25 protein-coding genes, 1 tRNA gene and 2 pseudogenes are annotated in these 25,994 nt (G+C 40.3%); 17 read left to right on the forward strand and 11 right to left on the reverse strand.

Annotation, left to right across the window (positions count from 1 at the left end; genetic code table 11):
• Position 1 precedes the first annotated feature (1 nt).
• A complete protein-coding gene (locus M1E86_RS14240; RefSeq protein ID WP_213914142.1) occupies positions 2-448 on the reverse strand; it encodes a GNAT family N-acetyltransferase in 447 nt (148 codons plus the stop codon).
• An 811-nt stretch (positions 449-1,259) separates the two neighbouring features.
• On the opposite strand from M1E86_RS14240, the gene M1E86_RS14245 reads away from it, so the two are divergent.
• The 4 genes from M1E86_RS14245 (at position 1,260) to M1E86_RS14260 (ending at position 5,633) form a co-directional block, all read left to right on the forward strand.
• A complete protein-coding gene (locus M1E86_RS14245) occupies positions 1,260-2,048 on the forward strand; it encodes a DUF3100 domain-containing protein (RefSeq protein WP_213914141.1) in 789 nt (262 codons plus the stop codon).
• Between the two features lie 12 nt (positions 2,049-2,060).
• Positions 2,061-2,537, forward strand: coding sequence for a hypothetical protein (locus tag M1E86_RS14250; protein WP_004262394.1), 477 nt, complete (start codon positions 2,061-2,063; stop codon positions 2,535-2,537).
• A gap of 18 nt (positions 2,538-2,555) precedes the next feature.
• Positions 2,556-3,881 carry an amidohydrolase gene (locus M1E86_RS14255; protein ID WP_213914140.1) on the forward strand — a complete coding sequence of 442 codons (1,326 nt, stop codon included), beginning with the start codon at positions 2,556-2,558 and terminating at the stop codon, positions 3,879-3,881.
• Between the two features lie 573 nt (positions 3,882-4,454).
• Positions 4,455-5,633: a M20 metallopeptidase family protein gene (locus M1E86_RS14260; protein ID WP_125891525.1), complete on the forward strand. Its 1,179-nt coding sequence runs from the start codon at positions 4,455-4,457 to the stop codon at positions 5,631-5,633.
• A gap of 80 nt (positions 5,634-5,713) precedes the next feature.
• Here the strand turns inward: M1E86_RS14260 and M1E86_RS14265 are convergent, their stop codons facing one another.
• The 6 genes from M1E86_RS14265 to M1E86_RS14290 form a co-directional block, all read right to left on the reverse strand.
• The gene (locus tag M1E86_RS14265; protein WP_213914139.1) at positions 5,714-6,691 is read right to left on the reverse strand and encodes a LysR substrate-binding domain-containing protein; all 978 of its coding nucleotides are present in this window, start codon (positions 6,689-6,691) and stop codon (positions 5,714-5,716) included.
• 305 nt (positions 6,692-6,996) lie between these two features.
• Positions 6,997-8,292: an arsenic transporter gene (locus M1E86_RS14270; protein ID WP_213914138.1), complete on the reverse strand. Its 1,296-nt coding sequence runs from the start codon at positions 8,290-8,292 to the stop codon at positions 6,997-6,999.
• A gap of 128 nt (positions 8,293-8,420) precedes the next feature.
• Positions 8,421-8,756 (reverse strand): metalloregulator ArsR/SmtB family transcription factor, encoded by a 336-nt coding sequence (locus M1E86_RS14275; RefSeq protein WP_213914137.1) that lies wholly within the window; start codon positions 8,754-8,756, stop codon positions 8,421-8,423.
• A 690-nt stretch (positions 8,757-9,446) separates the two neighbouring features.
• Positions 9,447-9,698, reverse strand: a complete 252-nt coding sequence (locus M1E86_RS14280) for a hypothetical protein (RefSeq protein ID WP_213914136.1) — start codon at positions 9,696-9,698, stop codon at positions 9,447-9,449.
• Between the two features lie 94 nt (positions 9,699-9,792).
• A complete protein-coding gene (locus tag M1E86_RS14285) occupies positions 9,793-10,230 on the reverse strand; it encodes a type II toxin-antitoxin system YafO family toxin (protein ID WP_125891530.1) in 438 nt (145 codons plus the stop codon).
• A 3-nt stretch (positions 10,231-10,233) separates the two neighbouring features.
• Positions 10,234-10,788, reverse strand: a complete 555-nt coding sequence (locus M1E86_RS14290) for a hypothetical protein (RefSeq protein ID WP_125891531.1) — start codon at positions 10,786-10,788, stop codon at positions 10,234-10,236.
• A 154-nt stretch (positions 10,789-10,942) separates the two neighbouring features.
• Between M1E86_RS14290 and M1E86_RS14295 the strand changes: the two genes are divergently transcribed.
• The 3 genes and pseudogenes from M1E86_RS14295 to M1E86_RS14305 form a co-directional block, all read left to right on the forward strand.
• The gene (locus tag M1E86_RS14295) at positions 10,943-11,134 is read left to right on the forward strand and encodes an Arc family DNA-binding protein (RefSeq protein ID WP_125891632.1); all 192 of its coding nucleotides are present in this window, start codon (positions 10,943-10,945) and stop codon (positions 11,132-11,134) included.
• Positions 11,110-11,379 (forward strand): annotated as a pseudogene (locus M1E86_RS14300) (integrase); the annotation flags it as partial. The gene M1E86_RS14295 and the pseudogene M1E86_RS14300, both read left to right, overlap by 25 nt.
• Positions 11,358-11,467: pseudogene (locus M1E86_RS14305) on the forward strand (hypothetical protein); the annotation flags it as partial. The pseudogenes M1E86_RS14300 and M1E86_RS14305, both read left to right, overlap by 22 nt.
• A 48-nt stretch (positions 11,468-11,515) precedes the next feature.
• Here the strand turns inward: M1E86_RS14305 and M1E86_RS14310 are convergent.
• Positions 11,516-11,592 (reverse strand) — tRNA-Arg (locus M1E86_RS14310).
• A gap of 187 nt (positions 11,593-11,779) precedes the next feature.
• Here M1E86_RS14310 and folD point away from each other — a divergent pair.
• The 5 genes from folD (at position 11,780) to fruA (ending at position 17,108) form a co-directional block, all read left to right on the forward strand.
• A complete protein-coding gene (gene folD / locus M1E86_RS14315; RefSeq protein ID WP_102139361.1) occupies positions 11,780-12,637 on the forward strand; it encodes a bifunctional methylenetetrahydrofolate dehydrogenase/methenyltetrahydrofolate cyclohydrolase FolD in 858 nt (285 codons plus the stop codon).
• Between the two features lie 18 nt (positions 12,638-12,655).
• The gene (ybcJ, locus tag M1E86_RS14320) at positions 12,656-12,868 is read left to right on the forward strand and encodes a ribosome-associated protein YbcJ (protein ID WP_004260239.1); all 213 of its coding nucleotides are present in this window, start codon (positions 12,656-12,658) and stop codon (positions 12,866-12,868) included.
• Between the two features lie 432 nt (positions 12,869-13,300).
• Positions 13,301-14,461 carry a fused PTS fructose transporter subunit IIA/HPr protein gene (fruB, locus tag M1E86_RS14325; RefSeq protein WP_213913941.1) on the forward strand — a complete coding sequence of 387 codons (1,161 nt, stop codon included), beginning with the start codon at positions 13,301-13,303 and terminating at the stop codon, positions 14,459-14,461.
• Positions 14,458-15,402, forward strand: coding sequence for a 1-phosphofructokinase (gene fruK, locus M1E86_RS14330; protein WP_125891534.1), 945 nt, complete (start codon positions 14,458-14,460; stop codon positions 15,400-15,402). The genes fruB and fruK overlap by 4 nt, the downstream gene beginning before the upstream one ends.
• 11 nt (positions 15,403-15,413) lie before the next feature.
• Entirely contained in the window at positions 15,414-17,108 is a 1,695-nt protein-coding gene (fruA, locus tag M1E86_RS14335) for a PTS fructose transporter subunit IIBC (RefSeq protein ID WP_213913940.1), read from the forward strand.
• Between the two features lie 81 nt (positions 17,109-17,189).
• Here fruA and M1E86_RS14340 read toward each other — a convergent pair whose 3' ends face one another.
• Both M1E86_RS14340 and cysS read right to left on the reverse strand, forming a co-directional pair.
• The gene (locus tag M1E86_RS14340; protein ID WP_336432562.1) at positions 17,190-17,960 is read right to left on the reverse strand and encodes a hypothetical protein; all 771 of its coding nucleotides are present in this window, start codon (positions 17,958-17,960) and stop codon (positions 17,190-17,192) included.
• 309 nt (positions 17,961-18,269) lie between these two features.
• The gene (gene cysS, locus M1E86_RS14345) at positions 18,270-19,658 is read right to left on the reverse strand and encodes a cysteine--tRNA ligase (protein ID WP_125891537.1); all 1,389 of its coding nucleotides are present in this window, start codon (positions 19,656-19,658) and stop codon (positions 18,270-18,272) included.
• Positions 19,659-19,926: 268 nt separating this feature from the next.
• Here cysS and ppiB point away from each other — a divergent pair, with 268 nt between their 5' ends.
• From ppiB to M1E86_RS14370, 5 genes are all read left to right on the forward strand, one after another.
• A complete protein-coding gene (ppiB, locus tag M1E86_RS14350) occupies positions 19,927-20,421 on the forward strand; it encodes a peptidylprolyl isomerase B (protein ID WP_125891538.1) in 495 nt (164 codons plus the stop codon).
• Positions 20,422-20,431: 10 nt separating this feature from the next.
• Positions 20,432-21,157, forward strand: a complete 726-nt coding sequence (lpxH, locus tag M1E86_RS14355; protein WP_125891539.1) for a UDP-2,3-diacylglucosamine diphosphatase — start codon at positions 20,432-20,434, stop codon at positions 21,155-21,157.
• Between the two features lie 156 nt (positions 21,158-21,313).
• Positions 21,314-21,829, forward strand: coding sequence for a 5-(carboxyamino)imidazole ribonucleotide mutase (gene purE / locus M1E86_RS14360; protein ID WP_125891540.1), 516 nt, complete (start codon positions 21,314-21,316; stop codon positions 21,827-21,829).
• Entirely contained in the window at positions 21,829-22,911 is a 1,083-nt protein-coding gene (gene purK / locus M1E86_RS14365; protein WP_213913926.1) for a 5-(carboxyamino)imidazole ribonucleotide synthase, read from the forward strand. Before purE ends, purK begins: the two co-directional genes overlap by 1 nt.
• Before the next feature lie 116 nt (positions 22,912-23,027).
• The gene (locus tag M1E86_RS14370) at positions 23,028-24,266 is read left to right on the forward strand and encodes a CynX/NimT family MFS transporter (RefSeq protein ID WP_213913924.1); all 1,239 of its coding nucleotides are present in this window, start codon (positions 23,028-23,030) and stop codon (positions 24,264-24,266) included.
• Between the two features lie 125 nt (positions 24,267-24,391).
• Here the strand turns inward: M1E86_RS14370 and M1E86_RS14375 are convergent, their stop codons facing one another.
• Positions 24,392-25,762 carry an esterase-like activity of phytase family protein gene (locus M1E86_RS14375; protein ID WP_213913922.1) on the reverse strand — a complete coding sequence of 457 codons (1,371 nt, stop codon included), beginning with the start codon at positions 25,760-25,762 and terminating at the stop codon, positions 24,392-24,394.
• Between the last annotated feature and the right edge of the window lie 232 nt (positions 25,763-25,994).

Genomic DNA, 25,994 nt, shown 5'->3' on the forward strand with positions numbered 1-25,994 from the left:
ATCAGAAAAATAACCGCATAATGGTTTCATCGAATTCATCTTGGTCTACAACTGCAAAACCAAACTGCTCAAAGAATGGTTTCATCATGTCATTGCCTTCAACATAACAAATTGATACGGACTTATATTTGCCCAAATTTTTAATTTCTTCCAGAACTAGCGGAATAGCCTGAGAACCAAAGCCTTTTCGTTGATGCTTTATATCGATCATCAATTGATCAATAAACACTTCTTCTGGCCAACCATTTTCATGGTTTGAATAATATTGAACGAAGCCAACTGGCTCGTCATCAACATAAATCCCTCGATTAATATAATGATCAAAAAATTTTGAGGCTGCGATTGATTCGGAGTTAAGAGCCACAAAGTCTTCCTGCTCTTTGGTTATTTCAAGACAGATGATATCCACCCAATTGTCTTTGGTGACATCTTTTAAGGTAATGGTCATAAACACCTTGCTTTAAAGTTACCGTTCACAATACCGCCATGATAAAAATACGGCTCAACGTAAATTAACAATAAACTTTTTTGTGTTCGCGCAATTTGTGCTTTTATATTTTTTGAAATTCAACAAACAAATAATAAGTAGATATGTTACGGATAACATTAATATCCCCACATAGACTAAAATAAAATTTCGACTCATTTATTGCTTTCGAATTAAGAAATATTCAGAATTGAGATCCATGTCAAATATCACCATTAAATACAATATTATTGTAATTTATCAAATTTTTTTGAGGGAAAATAAAAATAATCATTTGGATTATTAATCTAAAAACAAATAAAAATACAGACTAATATAGAACAGGAATCACAAATAACCATAATGACCGCCAATTAAAATTCAATTTTTATCATTATATAAATTTAACAATAATAACGCATTGTCATAAGAAAACACATAAAATCTGAACAACCTCACATTTATTAGGTATTTGATAACTCCTCGCATTTATGCAACAAGAAATCAAATTCACTTATGAAACAACATGTTAAAAAATTACTATTATTTTGTATCAAGCTGAAAAATAAAAACATTTTTATCGCAAAAGTATTGAGGATAATTTCACTCCCCCGACTTTATTAATAAATATTAATTTATTGATTTTAACCATGCCTTTTAGGCATGGCTAAGAGACTTTCGGAATATTGTCAGGAAAATAGATTCATGGATAGTATGAATACGAAAATGATGCATTTTTATTATAAATATATACGAATAACTCTTAAAAACATTTCCAATGAAAGGTAACACTATGGGTATATTAAAAGATAGTAAGTTGCTTTTGGTTAGCTTACTTATCATTCTTCTTTCGGAAGCTATAGGGCAAATTAAAATCAGTCTAGTTATGGTTTTTCCAATGCTTTATTCCATGTTGATGGGTGGTATTATCAGTTTTCCAAAATTCAAGATCCTCAGCGAAAAAAATATGGCACACGCAAGCTCAATTATGAGTGTCGCGTTAGTTATCTTAATTGCAAAATTAAGCACCTCAGTCGGTGCATCTTGGGAAAAAATAATTCAAGCAGGTGGTGCATTAATCCTGCAAGAAATCGGTCACTTTATCGGTACCATTTTACTCGGTTTACCCCTTGCCATTATGTTAGGTATGGGCCGTGAAGCCGTTGGTGCAACCTACTCTATTGGTCGTGAACCCAATATCGCCATTATCGAAGCCAAATATGGTTTAAGTTCACCAGAAGGCCGTGGCGTTATGGCAATGTATATTTGCGGAACATTATACGGAGCCGTTTGGATGGGTATTATTGCCAGTGTTATCGCAGGACTCGATATTATGAGCCCACTTGCTTTAGCAATGGGAGCCGGAGTCGGAAGTGGTTCAATGCTAGCGGCATCAGTCGCACCATTACTGGAACTGTACCCTGAACAAGCCGCGGATATTCAAGCATTTTCATCCTCCGCAAACTTGATGTCTTCAGTATTAGGTCTGTACATCTATATTTTCTTCTCCTTACCGTTTGCCTCTTTCTTATACAACAAACTCAAAAGAAAACGTGCAACAGCATCAGTAGATACAGAATAAGGATATAAGATCATGAAAAAGATGGCAGAAATTGCAATAATCATCGTGTTAGTCATCATCTTCACTTCACTGGGTGATGCTCTCGGAGGCTCAATTTATGGCCGCGGCAGCTTTGGCGCAGTCTTTAGCGACTCACTTATCGCCATGGCATTATTAGGGGGTATGTCATTTGTGGCATACTTAATTGCACAAATCCCACCATTAGGTAAGTTACCTGTGATTTTCTGGGTATCTTTAATTGCTGCAGGTTTGTGTTCACCATTATTCCCTTACGATAAAGAAATGATCGCAATGACAGGTAAAATCTCACTCGCTGTCATCAGTACGACAGTACTGGCATTTGCAGGTCTTTCACTCGGTAAAGATATTGATAAATTTAAAGCCATTTCATGGCGGATCATCCCAGTTTCACTGGCGGTCTTTACGGGAACTTTCTTATTCGCTGCACTTATTGGTCAAGTGACACTTTCATGGAGCGGCGTTATCTAACCAGAGGAAATATTTACCATGACAATGACCAAAGACCAATTGAAAGCCATCGTCTGCGAAACAATTGCATCCCATAAAGGGGATATCAAAAAATTAGCAGAAGATATTTGGGCAGAGCCAGAACTAGGCTATAAAGAAACGAAAACAGCAAAAAAAGTGGAAGCGGCATTCTCTGCATTAGGCGTTAATTACCGAAACCAACTCGCATTAACCGGGGTTAAGGCTCGTCTAAAAGGTGGAAAAGGTAGCAAATACAGTATTGCTGTGATTGGTGAGCTCGATGCGATTATTTGTGCTGAACACCCAGAGGCCGATGATTTAACGGGGGCTGCCCACTGCTGTGGGCACAATGCACAAATAGCCAATATGATGGCTGTCACTATTGGTCTGGTTAAGTCAGGTGCTATGCAATACCTCGCGGGAGACGTCGTTCCTTTCGCCGTTCCCGCTGAGGAATATGTTGAACTGGCTTATCGTAATAAACTGATTGAACAAGGAAAAATCAGTTATATCGGCGGTAAGCCAGAGCTAATATCCCTTGGCGAATTTGATGACGTCGATATGGCGATGCAAATTCATTTAACCAGTGTCAAACCCGATCGTGATACTGGTTTTATCGAAATGTCGACCACGACCAATGGGTTTATTGGCAAGCTGATTAACTACAAAGGGACTGCGTCCCATGCGGCTGCAGCTCCTCATTTGGGTGTCAATGCGCTCAATGCCGCAATGATGGGGATCATGGGAGTGAATGCAATTCGCGAGACCTTCCAAGAAAAAGATTATATTCGTTTTCATCCGATCATCACGCAAGGCGGTGATTTGGTCAATGTCACCCCAAGTGATGTGCGTATGGAAAGTTATGTTCGAGCGTCAAATGTCCCAGCGATGATCGATGCAAATGAACGAATTACTCGTGCTCTTGTTGCTGGCGCAATGTCTGTTGGTGCAGAGGTAGAAGTCAAAGATTTACCGGGTTACCTCCCACTGTATAACAACGATACATTGAACTGTTTATTGCAACAAAATGCCCACAACTTGATTGGCGAAGAAAATGTTTGGGTTGCGGGTCACATGACTGGAAGCACGGATACGGGTGACTTATCACATATCATGCCAGTGAGCCATCCATGGATTGGCGCTATCCGTGGAGGTTTGCATGGTAAAGATTACGTTGTTTTCGATGATGATATGGCCTACATCCGCCCAGCTCAAATGATGGCAATGGCAATTATTGACCTGTTATTTGATGATGCATCCCAAGCAAATGAGATGCTAGCGGATTACACGCCATTAATGAGTAAAGAAGAGTATCTCTCATTTATTGGCTCTTTTAATAACTAATTATTAAAATATTCCCCTTATTGCTATGTTTATTATAATAAGGGGAATATGATATTTTTAGCTTTTATCCCACTTTTTAAATTTTTTCTTCGCATTAATTTAATTTCTTTTTACATTCACCATCTCATTTAAAAAAATTCCTGAAATCATGCCTCTCCCTCTACTTTAAATAAAAAATTTAACTTATCCCCCACTCATGCAGACTTTAAAACAGCAATATTCCTAACATCAAAAACACAACCATAACATATTGATATTAATAGATTTAGTTAATCAAGCACTCTTTCTGTTATTATTTTAATAAATTACCATCCTTATTATTCATGAGCCATGCAATACTGATATGATATAAATACGATCTCCGTCACGCTCACTTTTTTAATATCCACGTTAAAATTAATCTTATAAATTGATAGATAAAAAATAACGAGTAGAAGTAGACATCATCCTATTTCTGAATCTAATTTTTAAAATACACATAAATTAAATGAGCGCGCTGTTCATTATTCTATGCTCACACCAGGGGCCCTTTAACAGCATTAAAAACGCTTTTTGTATACGGGATAAAACGTAATGACCAACAAATACAATATCAGTGAAAAACTCTTTGCTTTAGAAACATTTAGCAAAAAAACACGTCAGGATTTACATAAAATCCCCGAATTGTCTGGGCTAGAATTCAAAACCTCACAATATTGCCGTGAATTGATGGAAAGCTTTGGCTATAACATTCGTTTATTCGAAGGCTACACAGGTTTTACCGCTGAATTGATTGTCGACCCAACCAAGCGCTTAATTGCCTATCGTACTGATATCGATGGCCTTGAAATGCCTGATTTAACCTGCAATGAACACAGTTCTGTCCATGAAGGTTGCGCCCATAACTGTGGCCATGATACCCACATGACCATCGCCTTAACCGCAGCGAAATACCTCAGTGAAAACCGTTCTGAACTCACCCATAACGTCCGTTTTATCTTCCAAATGGCGGAAGAGGACATGCGAGTACCGGGCGCTAACAAAATGGTCGAAATGGGGTGTATGGAAGGCGTCGACGAAGTTTACGGGTTACACAATGATGCGGCCTTTGAAACGGGTTATATTAAATTCAATTCAGGAGTTATGTCCTCATACGGTTCAGCATGGACACTAGATGTCCATGGTGTGTCGGCTCACGGCTCAACCCCTCATAAAGGGTTAGATGCTATCCGTGAAGCAACACGTATCATTGATTATATGGACTACATTGTTGCCAAAAAAACCGATCCTTTCAGTCCCGCTGTATTTGGTTGTGGCATGATTAATGGCGGAACGATCCCAAATGCGCTAGCTGACCATGTTCAAGCACGCGGAACTATCCGTTCAATGGATGAAGAAACAGACAAAATATTAAAGGCAAGTTTCAATGAAATTGTAGCTCGCAGTGAAGCTGGTGGGTTTAAAACCACATTGGAAGCCAGCGGTTATCCCGCTGTCGTCAATCACCCGCAAGCGGCTAAAGTCATTTATGATGCTGCAGCCGCCTTTTTACCACTTGAGCATATTGATTCAAACGGTAAGCCGATGACAGGAAGTGAAGATTTCAGTTATATGATCAATGCCACTAAAGATAAACTCGGTGCCATGTACTTTTTAGGAAGTGGTAATCAAGCAAAAGGGATTAATAATTACTTACACGCAAACCCGTATTTTGTTGATGACGATTGCTTGCTGATTGGCGCTCAAATCTTTATTAATATCGCCACTCGTTAGAATAAATATAATACACACAGTAATATTAAAGCCGAGTAAACTCCATTACTCGGCTTTTTTCTTAATCATCCGCAGATAAGTCATAGCTCAGGCAATTCTCTATATAACCTATCTTTCTCACTTTGTTCTGTAGGTACCCATTGATTTGGCTGATGTATATAATTCAAATCAAGATGGGGAGCGTAATGAGAGATAAAATCATACATATAATCTTTTAAATGCATGTGCCGATTAATGCAGACATGTGTATAACTTGGCTTGACTAAGTGGCTAATATCAATACAACATAATGCTTCACTATCTTCCTCTGGGTCAAAAGCAACCGTTGAAATAATACCTACCCCAGCACCACGTTTCACATAGTATTTAATGATTTCAGTATCTACCGCAGTTAAAACAACATTTGGCGTTAATTTATGTTGATAAAAGACTTGATCGAGCTTTGAATGCCCTGTAAAACCAAATACATAGGTAATTAGCGGGTAGCCTGCAAGGTCTTCAATCCTAAGCTGTTCACATTGAGCCAATGGGTGGTCATGAGGAACAATAATACTGCGAGACCATTGATAACAAGGCATTACCAATAAATCATCATAAAGGTGCATAGACTCAGTCGCAATGGCAAAATCCACATCGCCATTATTCACCATCTCTGCTATCTGAGCGGGCGCGCCTTGGTGAAAATGCAAAGAAATATTGGGGTAACGTGCGTTAAAACGCTCAATCACTTGCGGTAATTTATAACGGATCTGAGTGTGGGTTGTTGCAATATGCAGGTTCTGTTTTATCGTCGTATCTTCATGAGAAACAATACTTTTTATTTTATCGAATTGTGCAAGAATATCACACGCGACATGATGAACTTTTTCACCAATCGGGCTCAGCGACAATAGGTTATTATTTTTCCGATTGAATAATGAAACGTTCAGCTCATCTTCCAATATTTTAAGTTGCTTACTTACCGTTGGCTGAGAGGTATACAGTTTTTCAGCCGCATTCGTGATATTAAAATCACTTTTTACCACTTCAACAAAGCTTTTAAGCTGACTAATGTTCATTGCTGGATTATCCAATGTATAATGGACTAAAAATAGAGATACAAGCACAGTCCAAGATTTAACATCTTGGTTATTCTGTGCAGGAATTATACCATAACGAACTGATTAGCAATAAGTACACTGTGGTTTATTCCCTAGTAAAAACAGTCCAAAACATAAATCATAAAATAAATATTCTACAAGAACCTATAATATTCAGCGCGATAAAACCACTGGTCTCAACACCCCATTGCGGATCATGGCAAGGGGACTGCGTGAAGTTTCACTGTCAGAATTGCGATAAATAGTGATTTCATTCATTTGGCTTACCCTAAATGAAATAATGATAGTCGAAGCACTAAAGCAACGAGTGTGACAATGAGTACAGGGAGTGTCATGATAATCCCTGTTTTGAAATAATATCCCCATGTAATGGTCATGTTCTTTTGTGATAAAACATGTAGCCACAGCAATGTCGCCAAACTGCCAATTGGCGTAATTTTTGGCCCCAAATCAGCCCCAATCACATTCGCATAAACCATCGCTTGTTGAATAACTCCTGTTGCTTGACTGCCTTCAATAGAGAGAGCACCAATTAATACCGTTGGCATGTTATTCATTATTGATGATAACAATGCAGTGATAAATCCAGTGCCTAGAGTTGCTACCCATAACCCTTTATCGGCAAGGTAATTCAGCGTTTCAGAAAGATAATCGGTTAACCCTGCATTTCTTAAACCATAAACAACCAAATACATTCCTAAAGAGAAAATGACGATTTGCCACGGTGCTCCATGTAATACTTTTTTGGTATTAATCGTATGGCCTCTGGCTGCAATCACCCAAAGAATTAAAGCGCCAATAGCCGCAATTGCACTCACTGGAATACCTAATGGTTCTAAGACAAAAAAACCGATAAGCAACAATACTAATACAAGCCAACCGGCTTTAAAGGTTGTCATGTCCTTAATGGCTAAGGCGGGCTCACTCAGTTTGGTAACATCATATTGTTTAGGAATATCTTTACGGAAAAACCAATGCAGCATCGCTAATGTTGCAATAATTGCTGCAATATCCACTGGCACCATAATTGATGCATATTCCGTAAATCCAATATTAAAGAAGTCCGCAGAAACGATATTCACGAGGTTCGAAACAATCAGCGGCAAGCTCGCTGTATCTGCAATAAACCCAGCAGCCATGACAAAGGCTAATGTCGTGCCCTTATTGAAACCAAGTGCCAATAACATCGCAATCACAATAGGCGTTAATATCAATGCTGCACCATCATTGGCAAATAAGGCCGCAACCGTTGCACCAAGTAATACGATATAACTGAATAACAGTTTTCCTTTACCCCCACCCCATTTGGCAACATGTAATGCCGCCCATTCAAAGAAACCACTTTCATCTAAAAGTAGGCTAATGATAATGACGGCAACAAATGTCGCCGTGGCATTCCAAACAATGTTCCAAACAATAGGAATATCTTGAAAACTGATCACACCAAAGATCAGGGCTAATATTGCCCCTATTGTTGCACTCCAACCAATACCCAACCCTTTAGGCTGCCAAATAACAAACGTAATCGTTAAAATAAAAATTAATGCAGCAATCAACATAACGACCTCATGAACAAGGGTATAGATATACCTTCCTGAAATAAATTGGCTAATTAACCGACCCAATTAACTTTGCTCATTCCCATGCCAATATATATGAATATTCATATATATTGACTTAAAAAATTTTATACTGCACAACGGCCAGCAGGTTCTTTTGTCTCTAGGCTGTTAAGCAAATCTGCAACTCTATTTTTCTCTGTGGCATAAGTGACATCAATGACACTTTTCACCCACGGTAGTAATATCGGAGATAATCGATAATGAACCCATTTACCCTGTTTTGAATCGAGCAAAAGACCCGATTCCCTAAGCATTGCTAGATGTCGAGATGTCTTTGGTTGTGATAGATTTAAAGCCGTATAAATATCACACACACACAGTTCACCAGCTGCTTTCAAAAGCAGCACGATATCGAGCCTTGTTTGATCACCTAAAATTTTAAACAGTTGTAATGGTTCCATGTGTACCTCTTTAGTCTTTTCTTTAAGTTACACCCAAAAGACACATACGTCAAAACGTATATATTATATTTAGCGCGATAGTGCCGTATACCTCAAATATGACTTAATATCAGTAGACGCCAGTTGAACGAAGAAGAGTTAAAGCTTCAGCTTTCGCAAAGCCACCAGTATTGCAAGAATATCATCATCTGATAATTCTATTGTCAGTGATGAAAGGCTGACAAAAAAATAATCCTACCCGTAGCATACCTGTATTTTTCACTGCCTCCGTTTCAAACGGAACCGTAAAATTAACACTAATGCGATTTCAAATTGAACCTGCTATTAATCAATCTTATTTAAACTTTATCTTCCAGGTTTTAACTTGAACATAATCGTCGTTGATTCAAGAGCGCCATTAACTGATTGAGCGAACTCAGGGATTTCACCGCTAGCATGCTTTCCCTTCGGTGTTTACCATTTGGTTTTATACATAATTCAAGTCCAACAACTGAATAGCACCAGCCATTGAAAAGCTTACCCCTAATATAGAGTACAAGAAGACTGGCCGAAATTAATGGCGTTATTTACGCTAATCTCATGAGTCTGCAAGGAACTAAATCAGGCAAGCTATTGGTCTAACCACCCAGCCCAAGGACGAGCTAGATCCCAACCGAGTGTTAGCTTAGCGGGAGTGCATAAGGATTTGTATTATGTAAATATCCACAGTCCTTCATCTAAAACATAGCTAAGAACTTTATAAGCTAAATTAGTAAAAATTATATAAATAAGAACCCACAATAAAAAAGGCATCCATTCTCTAGCTGCTTTCTTTTTTGCTCTAATGTTTTTTCTCACCTTGTCTACTAACAGGGTAAGGCCAGCAATAACGAAACCCAATAAACAGACCACAATCAATACATAGACAGCTAACATCAAAAAAGCATACATAAGTGTTCGCACTGTATTATATCCTTATAAAGGTACACTTAAACTTAACTTAAATTCCATATCTAACATATATTATTTCAGGCAATAAAAAACCCACCGGAGTGGGTTAGTTTTCATCTCTAAATTTTTGGGCTATTTGAGCCAACTCATCCATGACCTTATAGTCTTGTGCTTTCAAGTGAGCATCAGGATGTAGTATGGCTATAATTGAGTATCGGTGATCTTCAATAAGCCCCTGCACATACACCAAGCAGATATCTTTTTCAGGATTTCCATTTTTGTGAGTTCTGTAATATTGAACCCTATCATCTGGAAATCTATCTGGTGGTATTTTTAAATGAATGTGCATCAAACAAGCTTTTTCAGCTGAATATGGCTTAACGTATGAAACATCTCTTCCGAAATAACTAGGAACAACTCCGTCGGACTTATATTTCTTAAAGTCTTTGAGTAGCTTGGCTTCGAGATCTAAATGTTTTTGGAATAAGTCGCCAAAAAATTGATTTCTTGTTTGCTCGTTTATAGTTACTTCTATTTCGTCCATGAATTATCCAGTAAAGGAATAATCACCTGAAATTATTTTCTTAGTTGTATAATCAGCTAATTCCCCTAAAGCATTAAAGTCGATATCACTTTCGAATGTTTTAGGGATAGTGAATAACTGACGAGAAAAATCATTTAAACGAGCTATTGCATATCTAGCCTTAGCAACTGTTCGCAAGTATGATTTCATTTCCGTTTTTTCTTCATCGGACAAGTCGCCTTGCTTAACCATTACTTTAAGAACATTTTCAAATCCTCTTAAAGCAGCTTCGCAAGCTTTGTTTTCATCAAACCCATTTTGAAGCATAACGCCATGAGCTTGATAATCATCCATCTCTAACAGATTAAAGTAGTACGCGTTTATTTCATCAGCTAGCTTATTAACTATCTGATTTCTTTCTGCATACTCAGACTTAAGCTCTGTAACATTATCAATCACATTTCTCTTCATGACATGCGACTCCTTATCATTACATGCGTCAGCGAGCGAATACGAAGGAACGCTGAGCACTCCACCCGCTAAAATCGCTGCAAAACAATGTTTTAGTAAAGGATTCATTTTCATGCCTTATCAAATTGCTAAATATACCTTGGAGTATATTAGAATTAAGTTAACTTAACCGCAAGCTCTACTTGTATCTTGAATATCGAGGTGTATAATACCGCGCCTCGATAATACCCACCATAACAACTATCAAGACTGGTAATAAAAAATTACCAATAAAAATACCCATCAGCAGGTTAACCTCAGATTACCGATTGATTTAAAAGATAAAGTTCAAGAATTAGCTGAATTTAATAATCGGTCAACCAATCAGGAAATGGTCACAGCTATCGAATATTGGATACTGCGTAATTCTCATGTTGAAGTTTTAACCATAAAGGTCGTCTTTCCTTTTGGTTAGATCACTTCGACGGTGTGAAGCTGAAAGATATTACAGAAGCAAAAATTTATGTAGCTGTAAGCAAGATGAGAAATAGGAAGGTTAGAGAGCGATGGGAAAAACAAGCTGAAGCAGCCAAGCGTAAGGGAAAGGAAATCCCTGCTTATTCAGAGGCCCAAGTAACAACAGCCACCAAAGAAAAGCATTTGGCAATAATAATGAAGTCATTGCTGAGAACTGCTGAGAGAGAATGGAAATGGTCAGAAGATATGCTCACTTAGCGCCTAATCATTAACCAAACATGCTAAGCAAATAGACACTATTTTCGGCACTTGCGTCCCAAATACGTCCTAGTGAGGAAAAGGGGAGAATTTTAAGTGATGGTAAGTGATTGAAAATTAATGGTACGCCCTACAGGATTCGAACCTGTGACCTACGGCTTAGAAGGCCGTTGCTCTATCCAACTGAGCTAAGGGCGCATTGATAATGCAGGCAGCCTATCTGGCTGATGGCGTTGAATTATACGGTTGCTGAGCGCTGAGTCAATGGCTTTTCGCTACTAAAATAACTATATGCTCATTTTATGTAATAGTTTGAACTGACAAGGGCGTTAACTTCTGACAAAATAGAGTCATTACTGTGTCTCATATATGGATTAAGTTACAGATGTTAGCAAAAATTATTGATGGGAAAACGATTGCGCAGACAATTAGGCAAGAAGTTGCCCAAAAAGTACAATTACGTTTAGAACAAGGAAAACGTGCTCCCGGCCTTGCCGTTATTTTAGTCGGTGCTAACCCTGCTTCACAAATCTATGTCGGCAGTAAACGCCGTGCTTGTGAAGAAGTCGGTTTTATTTCGCGTTCTTATGATTTACCGGACACAACGACAGAAGCTGAATTACTCAAGTTAATTGATGATTTAAACCAAGACCCTGAAATTGATGGCATTTTAGTTCAACTTCCATTACCTGCGGGGATTGATAACGTCAAAGTCATTGAGCGTATTCACCCAGACAAAGACGTTGATGGGTTTCATCCATACAATGTCGGCCGCCTGTGCCAACGTGCACCACGCCTTCGCCCATGCACCCCAAAAGGGATTGTTACGCTACTTGAACGTTGTGGTATCAACACCTATGGTTTAAATGCTGTAATTATTGGTGCATCGAACATTGTTGGTCGTCCAATGAGCCTAGAGCTTCTGCTAGCAGGCTGCACCACAACAGTAACCCACCGCTTTACTAAAGATTTAGAGCACCACGTTCGCCATGCTGATTTAGTCGTCGTCGCTGTGGGGAAACCTAATTTTATTCCTGGAGAATGGATTAAACCAGGGGCAATTGTGGTCGATGTCGGCATCAACCGTTTAGAGAGCGGAAAAGTCACAGGAGATGTCGATTTTGACGAAGCTGCGAAAAACGCCGCTTGGATAACCCCGGTTCCTGGTGGTGTTGGCCCAATGACTGTTGCGACTTTAATTCAAAACACCCTTCAGGCATGTGAAGAGTACCACGATATTTAATGTAATTTTGGAGTTTTCATGGATATATTCAATTTAAATGGCCACCCACACGTAGAACTGTGTGATTTGCTAAAAATTGAAGGCTGGGCGGAAAGCGGTGCAATGGCAAAAGCTATGATTGCAGATGGCTTAGTTGAAGTTGATGGCGTGGTCGAAACACGCAAGCGCTGTAAAATTGTCGCGGGTAAAATCGTTTCAATGGGCAGTGAAAAGATTAAAGTTGTAGAATAATACCTTTAGGTAGGCTGAAAAATTTCAGCCTACCTCTTTCTAAAGTCAGCAATGCCCTCTCTCCGCCTTTTCTTTACAGCAACAATATTTACGCTAAGAACGATAAAACGCTTTTTAGGTTTCAGATAGATTTTTTCTTTGGCCATTTTTCACTGCAATAAGCATTTAAATAACTAGGCATATAAAAAATCAATTTATTGTTTTATATAAAAAAAACATTTCAGCACTCACTTCAGCTTTGTCATAAAACAGACAAATCACGCCCTTAAAAAATTTAACTTAGCTCTCATTTTTTGTATTTCACACCTTAATTGCATAGACAAGACTAAACGATTCAGCTAGTATTGTTAACGATAACATGATTAACAAGTAATCAGATCCGCTTGCAGGTCTTCTGGCTGATCCGGCTATGAATAATAATCAGGAGAAATTATGTTTAACTTACCAATAAGCGATATTCACCTTGCAGCTGCTGCATCTGATAAAAAAAATGCAATAGAACAGGTTGCCAATGCCTTAGAAAATGCAGGTTATGCAAAAAGCGGTTATGTGCAAGGAATGCTTAACCGAGAAAACCAAGCTCCTACCTTTTTAGGAAATGGTATTGCTATTCCACACGGGACAACAGAAACGCGAGATCAGGTATTGAAAACAGGTTTTGCTGTCTTTCAATTTCCTGATGGTATTGATTGGGGTGATAACCAAACAGCTTATATTGTTATTGGCATTGCCGCTCAATCAAATGAGCATCTCGAATTGCTTCGCCAATTAACCCACATAATCAGTGATGAACACACCGCTGATGCAATGGCTAAAGCTGACACAGCCGAAACCTTAAAGCAACTTCTAATGGGTGAGCGCACAATTCAGCCAGTAAAATTTGATGACTCCATGGTCACGGTAAGTGCTCAGGTTGATAATATAAATACATTGAAAATACAGAATATTATTAGCCTACAAAACGCCGAAGCTATTAGTACCGACTTTATTACCCAAGTTCTTACTCAAACACCATCATATTTAGGTCAAGGTATTTGGTTAAGTGATAGCCCTATCGGAAATATTCAGAATGCGATTGCGCTATCGACAGTAAAAAGATCATTTAACTTTCAAGGTAACCCTGTCAACGTCCTAATTACACTCTCTTACGCTAATTATCAAATAGAGACTTTGTTACTAAAAATAAGCAATTTATTGAAAAATAAAGAAGCGAATCGCATTCTTGAAAATGATAACGTTAACAAACTAATTAATTTATTGCGCCCTGATGACTCACACGCAGAAAGCGAATCATTGAACACAAATACATCTGGCATGACTCAGGACTTCACCATTCTTAACCCACATGGGTTACATACGCGACCTAGCACACTATTAGTCACCGCCATTAAGCAATTCGAAAGCAAGATTACAGTCAGTAATCTTGATGGTACTGCGACTCCCGTAAATGGTCGAAGCTTAATGAAAATTGTCAGCTTAGGCGCTAAATGTGGGCATCGCTTACGTATTCACGCAGAAGGTGTAGATGCACAAGAAGCCATTGCTACCATTGGTGAGGCAATCAATTCAGGACTTGGAGAAAAAGTCGCATGAGCAGAAGAGTCGCAACGATCACGTTAAACCCTGCCTACGATTTGGTTGGGTTATTACCTGATATTCATCGCGGTGATGTGAACTTAGTCAAAACGGCGGGTCTTCATGCCGCTGGAAAAGGCATAAATGTGGCTAAGGTGCTGAAAAATTTAGGGATTGATGTCACTGTTGGTGGTTTTTTGGGCAAGGAAAACCAAGATGGCTTCCAAAAAGCATTCAGTGAAACCGGGATTGCTAACCGCTTTCAAGTCGTCGAAGGTCGTACTCGTATCAATGTCAAACTAACAGAGCATACGGGAGCTGTTACCGATTTTAATTTTTCAGGATTCAGTGTCACCAAAGCGGATTGGCAACGCTTCGTCACCGATTCATTAAGCTGGGCGGGTCAGTTCGATATGATTTGCGTCAGTGGCAGTTTACCTCAGGGTGTTGATTTAAATGATTTTACGCATTGGATGTTACGCCTTAGAGAACAATGTATGTGTGTCATTTTTGATAGTAGCCGCGAGGCCTTTGTCGCTGGGCTCAAAGCGTCTCCTTGGTTAGTAAAACCGAATCACCGTGAGCTTGAAATTTGGGCAGGAAAACCTCTCCCTACTCAGCAAGATATCGTAAATGCTGCAAATCAACTTCGACAACAAGGTATTGCCCATGTGGTGGTCTCTTTAGGCGAAAAAGGCGCTATGTGGGTCAACTCCTCCGGCGCTTGGTTTGCTAAACCACCTGAGTGTGAGGTTATCAGCACCGTTGGTGCAGGGGATTCAATGGTAGGCGGATTAATTTACGGGCTGATGATGAGACAAACAAGTGATCACACACTACGCTTAGCTACCGCGGTTTCTGCACTTGCAGTCTCTCAACCCAATGTCGGTATCACAGACCGAGCACAACTTGCGCATATGATGACGAAGGTTGACTTACAACCATTTACGGCTGAATGAGGATGAAAGTCATGAAAATATTAGTCGCACCAAGCCACCAGCAAGGCCCTGCAATTTGTTGGCTAGCTATCGATGCCTTAAAAAATGTATCTGCCTCACAAAATATCACTTTCACTGAACAACTTACTGATGCAGATATCGTGATTTGTTTTGATACTCAGTTGCCTGAAAACTTTAATTGCACAGATAAAAAAATCTATTTCGGTCACCCCGATATCGCAGTGAGGCAACCCGCTGAATTTTTGGCATCTGCAATTAACGAAGCGACACTTTGTGAGCAGAAAATCACCCAGCCACAGCATACAAAATCTTACTCTGTATTAGCCGTTACCGCTTGCCCGACAGGGGTTGCGCACACCTATATGTCTGCAGAAGCACTTGAAGCTGAAGCAAAAAAACGCGGCTGGAATATCAAAGTCGAAACCCGCGGCTCTGTCGGGGTTGGAAATGAAATTACGCCAGAAGAAATAGCACAAGCCGACTTAGTCATTGTCGCAGCCGATATCGAAGTCAATGTGGATAAGTTTGCAGGGAAACCCATGTACCGCACCTCCACCAGTGCTGCATTGAAGAAAACAGCACAAGAATTAGATAAAGCGATAAAAGAGGCTATTATATTCACACCTCAAAACGGAAAAAAATCATCGCAATCAAATGGTTATAATGAGAAACGTGGAGTCTATAAGCACTTACTCACTGGGGTATCATACATGCTCCCGATGGTTGTCGCTGGAGGGTTGTGTACTGCGCTTTCATTTGCATTTGGCTTAGATGCATCCAATGTAGAAGGCTCTCTAGCTTGGGCGCTTAGCCTAATTGGCGGACAAACCGCGCTTGCGCTGATGGTGCCCGTGTTATCCGGTTATATCGCCTATTCCATTGCTGACAGAACGGGGCTAACCCCAGGTTTGGTCGGTGGGGTACTTGCGACCACTTTAGGTGCTGGATTTTTGGGTGGTATCATTTCCGGTTTCCTTGCCGGTTATAGTGCTCACTTTATTAGTACCCGACTAAAATTGCCGCAAACGATGGAAGCGTTAAAGCCAATTCTAATCGTACCGCTCATTTCCACTTTATTTACAGGTTTAGCGATGATCTATGTCATTGGCCACCCTGTAGCTTGGTTAATGGATTGGCTAACTCACTGGTTAAATACCATGGGAACCACCAATGCAGTGATCTTAGGCGCAATTCTAGGTGCGATGATGTGTACGGATATGGGAGGCCCAGTCAATAAAGCGGCATATGCCTTTGGTGTCGGTCTATTAAGTTCACAAACCTATGCACCAATGGCAGCAATTATGGCGGCAGGAATGGTGCCACCTCTGGCAATGGGCGTTGCAACCCTATTAGCACGACATAAATTTGTTCCTGCTGAACGCGAAGCGGGTAAAGCCTCTTTTGTTCTCGGTTTATGTTTTATTTCAGAAGGTGCAATCCCATTTGCGGCCAAAGACCCGATTCGCGTTCTTCCTGTTTGCATTATTGGTGGCGCAATAACAGGGGCGCTATCCATGTACTTTGGTATTCAGTTAATGGCACCTCACGGTGGTTTATTTGTGCTGTTAATACCCGGAGCTATTAATCATGTATTGATGTATTTATTCGCGATAGTGGCTGGTACGGTGGTTTCAGGTGTGCTTTATGCCATTGTCAAAAAAGCGACACCTAAAGAAGCCCAACAAGCAATGGCGAGTATCGCTTAATCACACAACTTTAAGTTCCATTCCTAGTCCCTGTTGGTAGTCTTACTTCCCCCTTAACTGGGGGATTTTTTATCCATTTAATCACGTCCCTATGAGGTTTGCCGCATATTCATCATTAAAATGAAGTAGAGAAACACCGTTATGAGATTGATATAACTCTGATTTTGCTCTAATCTTAGCTTTTTCATCCCCGACTTTATCCGCGTAATTGGATAACTCATACCAATCATTTTTTTCAATTACCATTTCAGACCAGTTTGTGACATGTACAACTCTCATAGAAACTGATTTTCCATTTTTAGCAATACATACTGTACGGTTATCAATATCAAGATAACCCAATTTATTTTCAGATAAAGCACAAGGAAAAGAGGAAACTATATATTCGCCATATTGCTTAATTTTGGGATGACTAAAATATCGAGGAACATTATTCTCCAAAAAACTATTATCTGACGCTAAGACGAGTAAAACATCTGGTGCATTAGTGAGTAATTCATCGAAATGTTTTGTTAGATGCGCTATATTCACTGGCGTTTTTTCAACAACAGTATTCGCATTTATGGTTCCCTGAGAACGTATTTCCCCAATCTCAAATTTTTTGACCGTATTCCTAGAACTTGGTTTTACTCGGGTTTCTACATTCACTGTTTTATCTGTATGTTTAATTACTCTAATTAATGTGCTAAACCAATTATATAAACGATTTTTTAATTTATGCGTATTACTAGGCCTCTTAACATTAGTGCTATTTATTAATCTAATAGTGTCATATACTTTATTTCCTCTTTTACTATCGTGCACTCGAAAAAAATTAAAGTTCGCGTTAATTGTATTAACCTTTTTAGACATAATCCCCCCTATATTATTGTTGTTAATTTAAACTATGCTTCATTAACAACGATTATTTTATAAGTGAATAATCATGTCTTTCAAATTTAGCCATCCAAATAAAAGCGGCTAGATATCTATATCTAACCGCTTAAATATTTATAACTTTTTTAACTCAATTAGCATTCGAAATATGACTAATATTAATACGCTAAATAGTTCGTGTTGTGGCTAGGCGCCGAACACGGATAACTTGGGGAGCATACAAAAGTATGTGACCCAAGTAGCCAAGTGATGACAACACCGCCACAACGCGAAATATGACGCGTATTATTTGCGACGCCACGTAGTGCCAGATGCACCATCTTCAAGCACTATCCCCATGGCAGTAAGTTCATCACGAGCCGCATCCGCTTGCGCCCAATCTTTATTCTTACGTGCATCTAGACGTTGTTGAATTAATGCCTCAATTTTTGCCACTTCCGCATCATCTTCAGTTTGTGCGCCGCCTTTTAAAAAGACTTCTGGGTCTTGTTCTAGTAAACCCAGCACGCTTGCTAACTCACGCAATTGTGCAGCCATACCATTTGCTGCTGACATATCTTCTGATTTCAGGCGGTTAACTTCACGAACCATATCAAATAATACCGAATAGGCTTCAGGTGTATTAAAGTCATCATTCATTGCTTCAATGAAACGTGCTTTAAATTCATCACCACCAGCAGGTACGGCTGACTTATCTGTACCACGTAATGCCGTGTACATGCGCTCAAGCGCGGTACGTGCCTGTTTCAAGTTCTCTTCTGTGTAATTAAGTTGGCTGCGGTAATGGCCTGACAACAGAAAATAACGCACCGTTTCTGCATCGTAATACTCAAGCACATCACGAATAGTAAAGAAGTTATTGAGAGATTTAGACATTTTTTCTCTATCGACCATCACCATTCCTGAATGCATCCAATAATTCACATAAGGACCATCATGGGCACAGGTCGATTGAGCAATTTCATTTTCATGGTGAGGGAACATTAAATCAGAGCCGCCACCGTGAATATCAAAATGGTTACCTAACGTTTTACTGTTCATAGCCGAACATTCAATGTGCCATCCAGGGCGGCCTAAGCCCCACGGGGACTCCCAGCTCGGCTCCCCCTCTTTAGACATTTTCCATAAGACGAAATCCATCGGATTGCGTTTTACATCAGCCACTTCAACGCGAGCTCCCGCTTGTAGCTGTTCTAAGTCTTGACGTGATAACTGGCCATAGTTTGGATCGGTTTTCACCTCAAACATAACATCGCCATTCGTCGCGACATAAGCATGACCACGTGCAATCAAGCTTTGAGTTAATTCAATAATTTCATCAATATGACGAGTTGCTCGTGGTTCGCTATCTGGACGCAAAATATTCAATGCATCAAAATCTTTGTGCATTTCAGCCAACATTCGCGTTGTGAGCTCTTCTACGCTTTCATTGTTTTCTGCAGCACGTTTAATGATTTTATCGTCAATATCGGTAACGTTGCGTACATAATTTAAGTCGTAACCCAAATAACGTAAATAACGGCTAATTGCATCAAACGCCACAAATGTACGGCCATGGCCGATATGACACAAGTCGTAGATAGTGATGCCACACACATACATCCCAATCTTCCCTGCGTGGATGGGCTTAAACTCTTCTTTTTGACGACTTAGTGTATTAAAAATTTGTAGCATCTGAACTTTTCCATTTATTTGAAAAATGATTATCGATTTTTACCGATAAAATATCATGTTATTGAACCCCGATCATCTTAAGAATGCAAGGGTTTACCCCGCTTCCTTTTCAGTTTACTCATTGGGTTTAATACACATCTATTATGCTATAAAACTGCCGACTAAGCTTCCTTCCGCTTCAAGTCAGGTTTTATCTGTGATATAAACGTGCTGATCTCAACGCTTACGCAAGTTAGCGCACAAAAAACAATTATTCAGGATAGCTATTATGGTTACATTTCATACCAATCACGGTGACATTGTTATCAAAACGTTTGACGATAAAGCCCCCGTTACTGTCGAAAACTTTTTAACTTACTGCCGTGAAGGTTTTTACAATAATACCATTTTCCATCGTGTTATTAATGGCTTCATGATCCAAGGCGGTGGTTTTGAGCCGGGCATGGAACAAAAAAACACTAAAGCACCTATCAAAAATGAAGCTAACAACGGTGTAAAAAATACCCGTGGTACTTTAGCAATGGCTCGTACAAACGACCCACACTCTGCAACAGCACAATTTTTCATCAACGTGGCTGATAATGACTTCTTAAACTTCCGTTCAGAACGCCCTGACGGATGGGGTTACTGCGTGTTTGCTGAAGTGGTTGAAGGTATGGACGTTGTTGACAAAATCAAAGGGGTCTCAACAGGCCGTAGTGGCTTCCACCAAGACGTTCCTCGCGAAGACGTCATCATTGAAAAAGTGACTGTCAGCGAGTAAACCTGAACGCATGTCCACTTACATCATTGCAGATTTGCATTTGAGTGAAGATGAACCGGCGATCACCGCCGGTTTTATTAATTTCATTCAACAGCAAGCCATCCATGCCGAAAGCCTGTATATTCTCGGTGATTTTTTTAATTATTGGGTGGGCGATGATGATACCAATCCGCTACATCAGCAAGTTGCCAACGAACTAAAACAGCTCACTGACCGTGGAGTTCCTTGCTATTTCATTCATGGAAATCGGGATTTTTTAATTGGTAAACGCTATGCGAAACAGTGTGGCATGACCATACTCCCACAAGAAACATTGCTCGAACTTTATGGTAAGCGTATTTTAATTCTGCATGGTGATACTTTATGTACCGATGATGCCGCCTATCAAAATTACCGTAAAAAAGTTCACACACCTTGGATCCAACGAGTATTTTTACTACTCCCTCTCTTCATACGTCGCCGTATCGCACAAAAAATGCGGCAAAACAGCCAATATGCAAGCAGCATGAAAGCCGAATCGATTATGGACGTCAATTCAAAAGCCGTTATTGATGCATTACAAAGGCACCAAGCGCAATGGATGATCCATGGTCATACTCACCGGCCTGCCATTCATGAGATAAATGTTGGCGGTAAATTGCATTATCGGGGTGTATTAGGTGCATGGCACCACGAAGGTTCCGCCTTTGTGATTAACGAGCAAGGCATTGAACTGATTTTCTTTCCCTTTGAGTAAGTTCGCCTAACTAACCATTTTCAATATATTTCCATGCTCGTTTGCTTAATTATTAACCACGCAAACGTTTTCCTTACTGCTTTACCATGATATGATCAAGCCAATTCAATTTCCCACCTCAGGGTGATGTTTTTTTTCAATACAGGAAAGCACCAAATGACTGCCCAAGTTCCTGCTCAATCTGCGGCAAAAATCGCCATTGTTATGGGTTCTAAAAGTGATTGGACGACCATGCAGCACGCGGCTGATGTATTATCTGAACTCCAAATTCCTTTTCATGTCGAAATCGTCTCTGCACACCGCACACCAGATAAACTATTTTCTTTTGCTGAAACCGCCAAAGTGAACGGCTTTGATGTGATTATTGCAGGCGCGGGTGGTGCCGCACATCTACCAGGAATGATTGCCGCTAAAACATTAGTCCCTGTTTTTGGGGTTCCGGTGCAAAGCGCTGCATTGAGTGGTGTTGATAGCTTATATTCTATCGTGCAAATGCCTAAAGGTATTCCTGTTGGTACGTTAGCCATCGGTAAAGCAGGTGCCGCAAACGCAGCGCTGTTAGCCGCACAAGTATTAGCGATAAGTGATACTGCTATTTTCAATCGCCTCACCGCATGGCGGGAAGCGCAAACCAAAGATGTGTTAAACAACCCAGATCCGAGGAACGCCTAATGAAACCCGTTTGCGTTCTTGGTAATGGCCAATTAGGCCGTATGCTGCGCCAAGCTGGCGAGCCATTAGGCATTGCCGTCTTTCCTGTTGGGCTTGATGCCGAGCCGGAAGCGGTTCCTTATCAACAAAGCGTCATCACCGCGGAAATTGAACGCTGGCCAGAAACCCCACTAACAAAAGAATTAGCTCGCCATAATGCCTTTATTAATCGTGATATTTTTCCACGTTTAGCGGATAGGTTTCCACAAAAAAGCATATTTGATAACTTAAATTTAGCTACCGCGCCGTGGGCGTTACTTGAATCCCCTGAGCAATGGCCTGAACTTTTCGCCACCTTAGGTGATTTTTTGATCGTGAAACGCAGAACGGGCGGCTATGACGGCCGCGGCCAATGGCGTGTTCGCCCCGGCGATGAAAAAGAGCTACCAGCAGAAATTTATGGTGAGTGCATCGTTGAACAAGGTATCCCATTTGATGCCGAAGTTTCTGTGATTGGGGCGCGTAATGCTGCGGGTGAGTCTGTTTTTTATCCGATCACCCATAATTTGCACCAAGAAGGTATTTTGCGGACAAGTGTGGCTTTCCCTAAGTCAACTAACCCACAACAAGAACACGCTCAAGCCATGCTTAGCGCGGTCATGGATGAGTTAGGATATATTGGTGTGATGGCCATGGAATGCTTTGTCGTAGGTGATAACCTACTGATTAACGAGATTGCGCCTCGAGTACACAATAGCGGCCATTGGACACAAAATGGCGCATCCATTAGCCAATTTGAGCTGCATTTACGTGCCATATTAGACCTACCGATGCCGTCACCTGAAGTGTATAGCCCTGCTGTTATGGTCAATTTAATCGGTACTGATGTAAATATAGACTGGCTGAGCTTACCCCTCGTTCACCTTCACTGGTATGAAAAAGAGGTACGCCCTGCTCGTAAAGTTGGCCATTTAAACCTTTCTCATAGTGACCACGACCAGTTATCTGCAACACTTAACGCATTGACTTCACTTTTGCCAAATGAGTACAAAAGTGGCATTGAGTGGGCAAATGCAAAATTAGACTGGTACTCTCATCAATAAATAGGGAAAATAGCCCTATTCGATGCCCGAAACTATTTTCGGGCATTATGCTATTTTCGCCGTCATCCAGAAAACAAATATCCTGATTTAAGGTGTGCGGCATTACTGGAGTCAATATGTCCTCGCAGACTTTTAGTCCGTTTTATCAGTGGTGCATTCTTATTCTGTTAGGGCTGGTTTACTTTTTAGCCACCGCGACAACCTTTACCTCTCTTGGTGTGGTTTTACCTGAGATGATAAGTGAGCTCAAATGGAGCTGGAGCGAGGCTGGATTTGGTTTTACGCTGCTGGGCTTAACCTGTGGACTGGCGAGTTTCCTCCCGTCTCTGTTGATCCGTAAAGTCGGTGTACGGGTTACTTTATTGCTAGGCACCAGTGTATTTGTTGCCGGCTTTTACAGTCTGTATTCCACCCATGCCATTAGCACCTATTTTTTAGGCACAGCATTAATTGGTATTGGTTTCACCTTACTCGCCACCGTTCCGGGGACTTACGTACTTTCGCGGTTATTTGAAAAACAATCCCTTGCCTTTGGGTTATATTTCACCATCGGGGGCCTGGGGGGTGTTGCAGGCCCTTGGATTTACTTTTACGCATCAAACCAATTAGGCTCATGGCGCATGCATTGGGTTCTATGTGCCGTTTATCTTAGCATCGTCACGTTAATCACGATTTTTATGCTACGTGAAGGTAAAAAAGAGCAAGAGCACGCAAAAAAGGTGATGCAGAAACAAGTTAGTGATGCAAGTAAGCCTATTTATCGCACTGCTGAAGTATGGACCGTCGGCAGAGCGCTACGGACATGGCAGTTCTACTTGATTGCTGCGACTTATACCTCGTTTTTATGGTGCGGGATCACAGTAAACAGTTTTGCCGTTGCCCATATTGAAGAGCGTGGATTTGGTATGACGGTTGCGGTTTCATTACTCAGCACAATGGCTTTCGTTAATGCATTTTCAAGATTTATTGGTGGGGCGGCGGGTGAATGGTTAGAACCGAAGAAACTATTAATCGGTAGCCTAATTATCATGGTGTTAGGTGTTATTTTCCTCAGTATTGCCACCTCATGGCTTTGGCTTATTCTGTTTGTGTTATGCGTGGGTATTGGCTACGGCATGACCTTTTTGGCATCCAGTGTTTTACTGTCAAATTATTTTGGTCGAGGCCCATACCTAGAGCTATTTTCTGTGGTGAATTTAATCTCAACCGTTGCCTGTTTAGCGCCTTTCATTGCCGGTGGTATCAAAGACTTAACTGGCAGTTTCACCCCTGCATTTTTGGTTATTGCCGCGCCTGTTATCATCATTTTATTGCTTACTTTGATGATGAAGCCCCCTGCCCTCTATCACAAATAAAAAATCCCGAGTGATTAACTCGGGAAAAATTGAAACCAAAGGGAAAATAAGCTTAAGACCAGATATTGGATCAAAACATAGCGTTTATTTGCGCCTCCGAAAACCAAACAGAGGCGCAAAATTAATTAAGGTTTTAACAACTCGGGGACTTTTAATAAGATAAATTCGTTATCATCCGCTTTATTTGGTTCGCGGCTAGATGAAAACGGAAAATTATTGTCATTACCAACAATAATGTGTTCACTATCAACCACATCAACGTTTTCAATGGTGAAGAATGGGAAGGTAAACACGCCATCATTTAGCGGCTTTCTTGCCATATTATTCGGGTCTTTGATATTCATCAAATCAATATAAGCCTGCTTATCTACTGGTTTGCCTATATTGTTATCTGAAAATTCAATACGATAGACTCGCTTAAATTTAGCGAGATTACTGAAGCAATTTTCCGTATTAGCACTTTTCGTCCCACAAGCTTTATCTGCCGTGCCTTCACCATTATCACGCTCAATAATTAAGCCGTGGGTATCATCAATGAGATTGAAATCACCAATGGCATTTTGATTGTCTTCAAAGACATACAACCAGCTTCTACCCGTCCAATCTTGTTTTTTTACATCAAACTCAAGAATACGTGCTGCGCGTTTGCCCTCAACATTCTCATAGTCTTGCTTCTCATCAAGCCAAATCGCACCTTCTAGCATTGGATAGAGCTTAGAACCGTCTGGTGATGAAGCCATACCTTCAAAACCTTTCGAACGATTAACTTGGAAAGTTACTTTATCTGCAGGTTTACCCGGTGTTATGATTTGATAGTGATCAGGAGAAACCACTTTCTTTCCATCAACTTGTGTTTCAAACAAGGCTAATACCTTGCCATCCAAATCCATTTTGATTAGGTAAGGGCCAAACTCATCGCCAACCCATAGAGCACCATCCGCAAATTGAAAGCTTTCAGGGTCAAAATCACTGCCTGTTAAATAGCGTTCTTTTGTGCTCTCATTCGTAATATGAAAAGGAATAATTTTATCGGGGTCATGGAAGAAAACCGTTTTTAATGGCGTTGTATTACCTGATTGAAAATCAATATCATATTGAGTGACATACAACATAGAATCAGGGGAATTTACTTTATTGCCGAATCCATTGTCGGTTAAAACCCAGTAGGTCCCGTCCGCCATGCGTTTGATACCCGAGTGCCCTTGCCGTGGCTGGCCTTTGATTGGAATATGCATTCCTGTTGGGCGATCCGCGGATTTACCTTCCACTTTCCCTAAGCTATCAACACGAGCGCCAGTGGTAAATTTACCACTTACTTGCATGTCTGAAGGTGCATTTTCGGGGGAAGAAACCGTTGAATTAACAGGAAGAATGGAGTGACCCGCCAATGTCGCGGGCACTTCTTGTTGTGCAAACCCTGTGATGCTAAATGAAATTAAACCAGCCAATAAAGAGAACGAGCCCAGCTTACGTTTAATCGAATGGTTATTCTGCATTGTTATGTTTCCATTATAAGGCTATCAATAATTGATGGCGGAATCATAACGTCGATGAATGAAGATTTTATGAAGGATTTTAGACAGTTATTTTACTGAAAACATGTATTTTATAATGTTCAATATATCGTGGTATTAAGCTATTTCCTTAATACCACGATATTTTAAATAATGCGATATGTGTTCCAGCTATCCGAGCGCAATCAACACCCATTCAGCTTGAAGTATCACG

This window comes from Providencia sp. PROV200 (assembly GCF_049901995.1).
Taxonomy (GTDB): domain Bacteria; phylum Pseudomonadota; class Gammaproteobacteria; order Enterobacterales; family Enterobacteriaceae; genus Providencia; species Providencia rettgeri_E.

Bases quoted from the DNA above. Each gene is read 5' to 3' on its own strand.
- M1E86_RS14260 (WP_125891525.1), top strand. From the start codon at position 4,455: ATGACCAACAAATACAATATCAGTGAAAAACTCTTTGCTTTAGAAACA.
- M1E86_RS14340 (WP_336432562.1), bottom strand. From the start codon at position 17,960: ATGTCTAAAAAGGTTAATACAATTAACGCGAACTTTAATTTTTTTCGA.
- M1E86_RS14375 (WP_213913922.1), bottom strand. From the start codon at position 25,762: ATGCAGAATAACCATTCGATTAAACGTAAGCTGGGCTCGTTCTCTTTA.
- lpxH (WP_125891539.1), top strand. From the start codon at position 20,432: ATGTCCACTTACATCATTGCAGATTTGCATTTGAGTGAAGATGAACCG.
- M1E86_RS14285 (WP_125891530.1), bottom strand. From the start codon at position 10,230: ATGGACGAAATAGAAGTAACTATAAACGAGCAAACAAGAAATCAATTT.
- M1E86_RS14245 (WP_213914141.1), top strand. From the start codon at position 1,260: ATGGGTATATTAAAAGATAGTAAGTTGCTTTTGGTTAGCTTACTTATC.
- M1E86_RS14255 (WP_213914140.1), top strand. From the start codon at position 2,556: ATGACAATGACCAAAGACCAATTGAAAGCCATCGTCTGCGAAACAATT.
- fruK (WP_125891534.1), top strand. From the start codon at position 14,458: ATGAGCAGAAGAGTCGCAACGATCACGTTAAACCCTGCCTACGATTTG.
- folD (WP_102139361.1), top strand. From the start codon at position 11,780: ATGTTAGCAAAAATTATTGATGGGAAAACGATTGCGCAGACAATTAGG.
- M1E86_RS14265 (WP_213914139.1), bottom strand. From the start codon at position 6,691: ATGAACATTAGTCAGCTTAAAAGCTTTGTTGAAGTGGTAAAAAGTGAT.
- M1E86_RS14250 (WP_004262394.1), top strand. From the start codon at position 2,061: ATGAAAAAGATGGCAGAAATTGCAATAATCATCGTGTTAGTCATCATC.
- M1E86_RS14275 (WP_213914137.1), bottom strand. From the start codon at position 8,756: ATGGAACCATTACAACTGTTTAAAATTTTAGGTGATCAAACAAGGCTC.
- M1E86_RS14370 (WP_213913924.1), top strand. From the start codon at position 23,028: ATGTCCTCGCAGACTTTTAGTCCGTTTTATCAGTGGTGCATTCTTATT.
- purE (WP_125891540.1), top strand. From the start codon at position 21,314: ATGACTGCCCAAGTTCCTGCTCAATCTGCGGCAAAAATCGCCATTGTT.
- M1E86_RS14290 (WP_125891531.1), bottom strand. From the start codon at position 10,788: ATGAATCCTTTACTAAAACATTGTTTTGCAGCGATTTTAGCGGGTGGA.
- M1E86_RS14240 (WP_213914142.1), bottom strand. From the start codon at position 448: ATGACCATTACCTTAAAAGATGTCACCAAAGACAATTGGGTGGATATC.
- fruB (WP_213913941.1), top strand. From the start codon at position 13,301: ATGTTTAACTTACCAATAAGCGATATTCACCTTGCAGCTGCTGCATCT.
- M1E86_RS14270 (WP_213914138.1), bottom strand. From the start codon at position 8,292: ATGTTGATTGCTGCATTAATTTTTATTTTAACGATTACGTTTGTTATT.
- fruA (WP_213913940.1), top strand. From the start codon at position 15,414: ATGAAAATATTAGTCGCACCAAGCCACCAGCAAGGCCCTGCAATTTGT.
- purK (WP_213913926.1), top strand. From the start codon at position 21,829: ATGAAACCCGTTTGCGTTCTTGGTAATGGCCAATTAGGCCGTATGCTG.
- cysS (WP_125891537.1), bottom strand. From the start codon at position 19,658: ATGCTACAAATTTTTAATACACTAAGTCGTCAAAAAGAAGAGTTTAAG.
- ybcJ (WP_004260239.1), top strand. From the start codon at position 12,656: ATGGATATATTCAATTTAAATGGCCACCCACACGTAGAACTGTGTGAT.
- ppiB (WP_125891538.1), top strand. From the start codon at position 19,927: ATGGTTACATTTCATACCAATCACGGTGACATTGTTATCAAAACGTTT.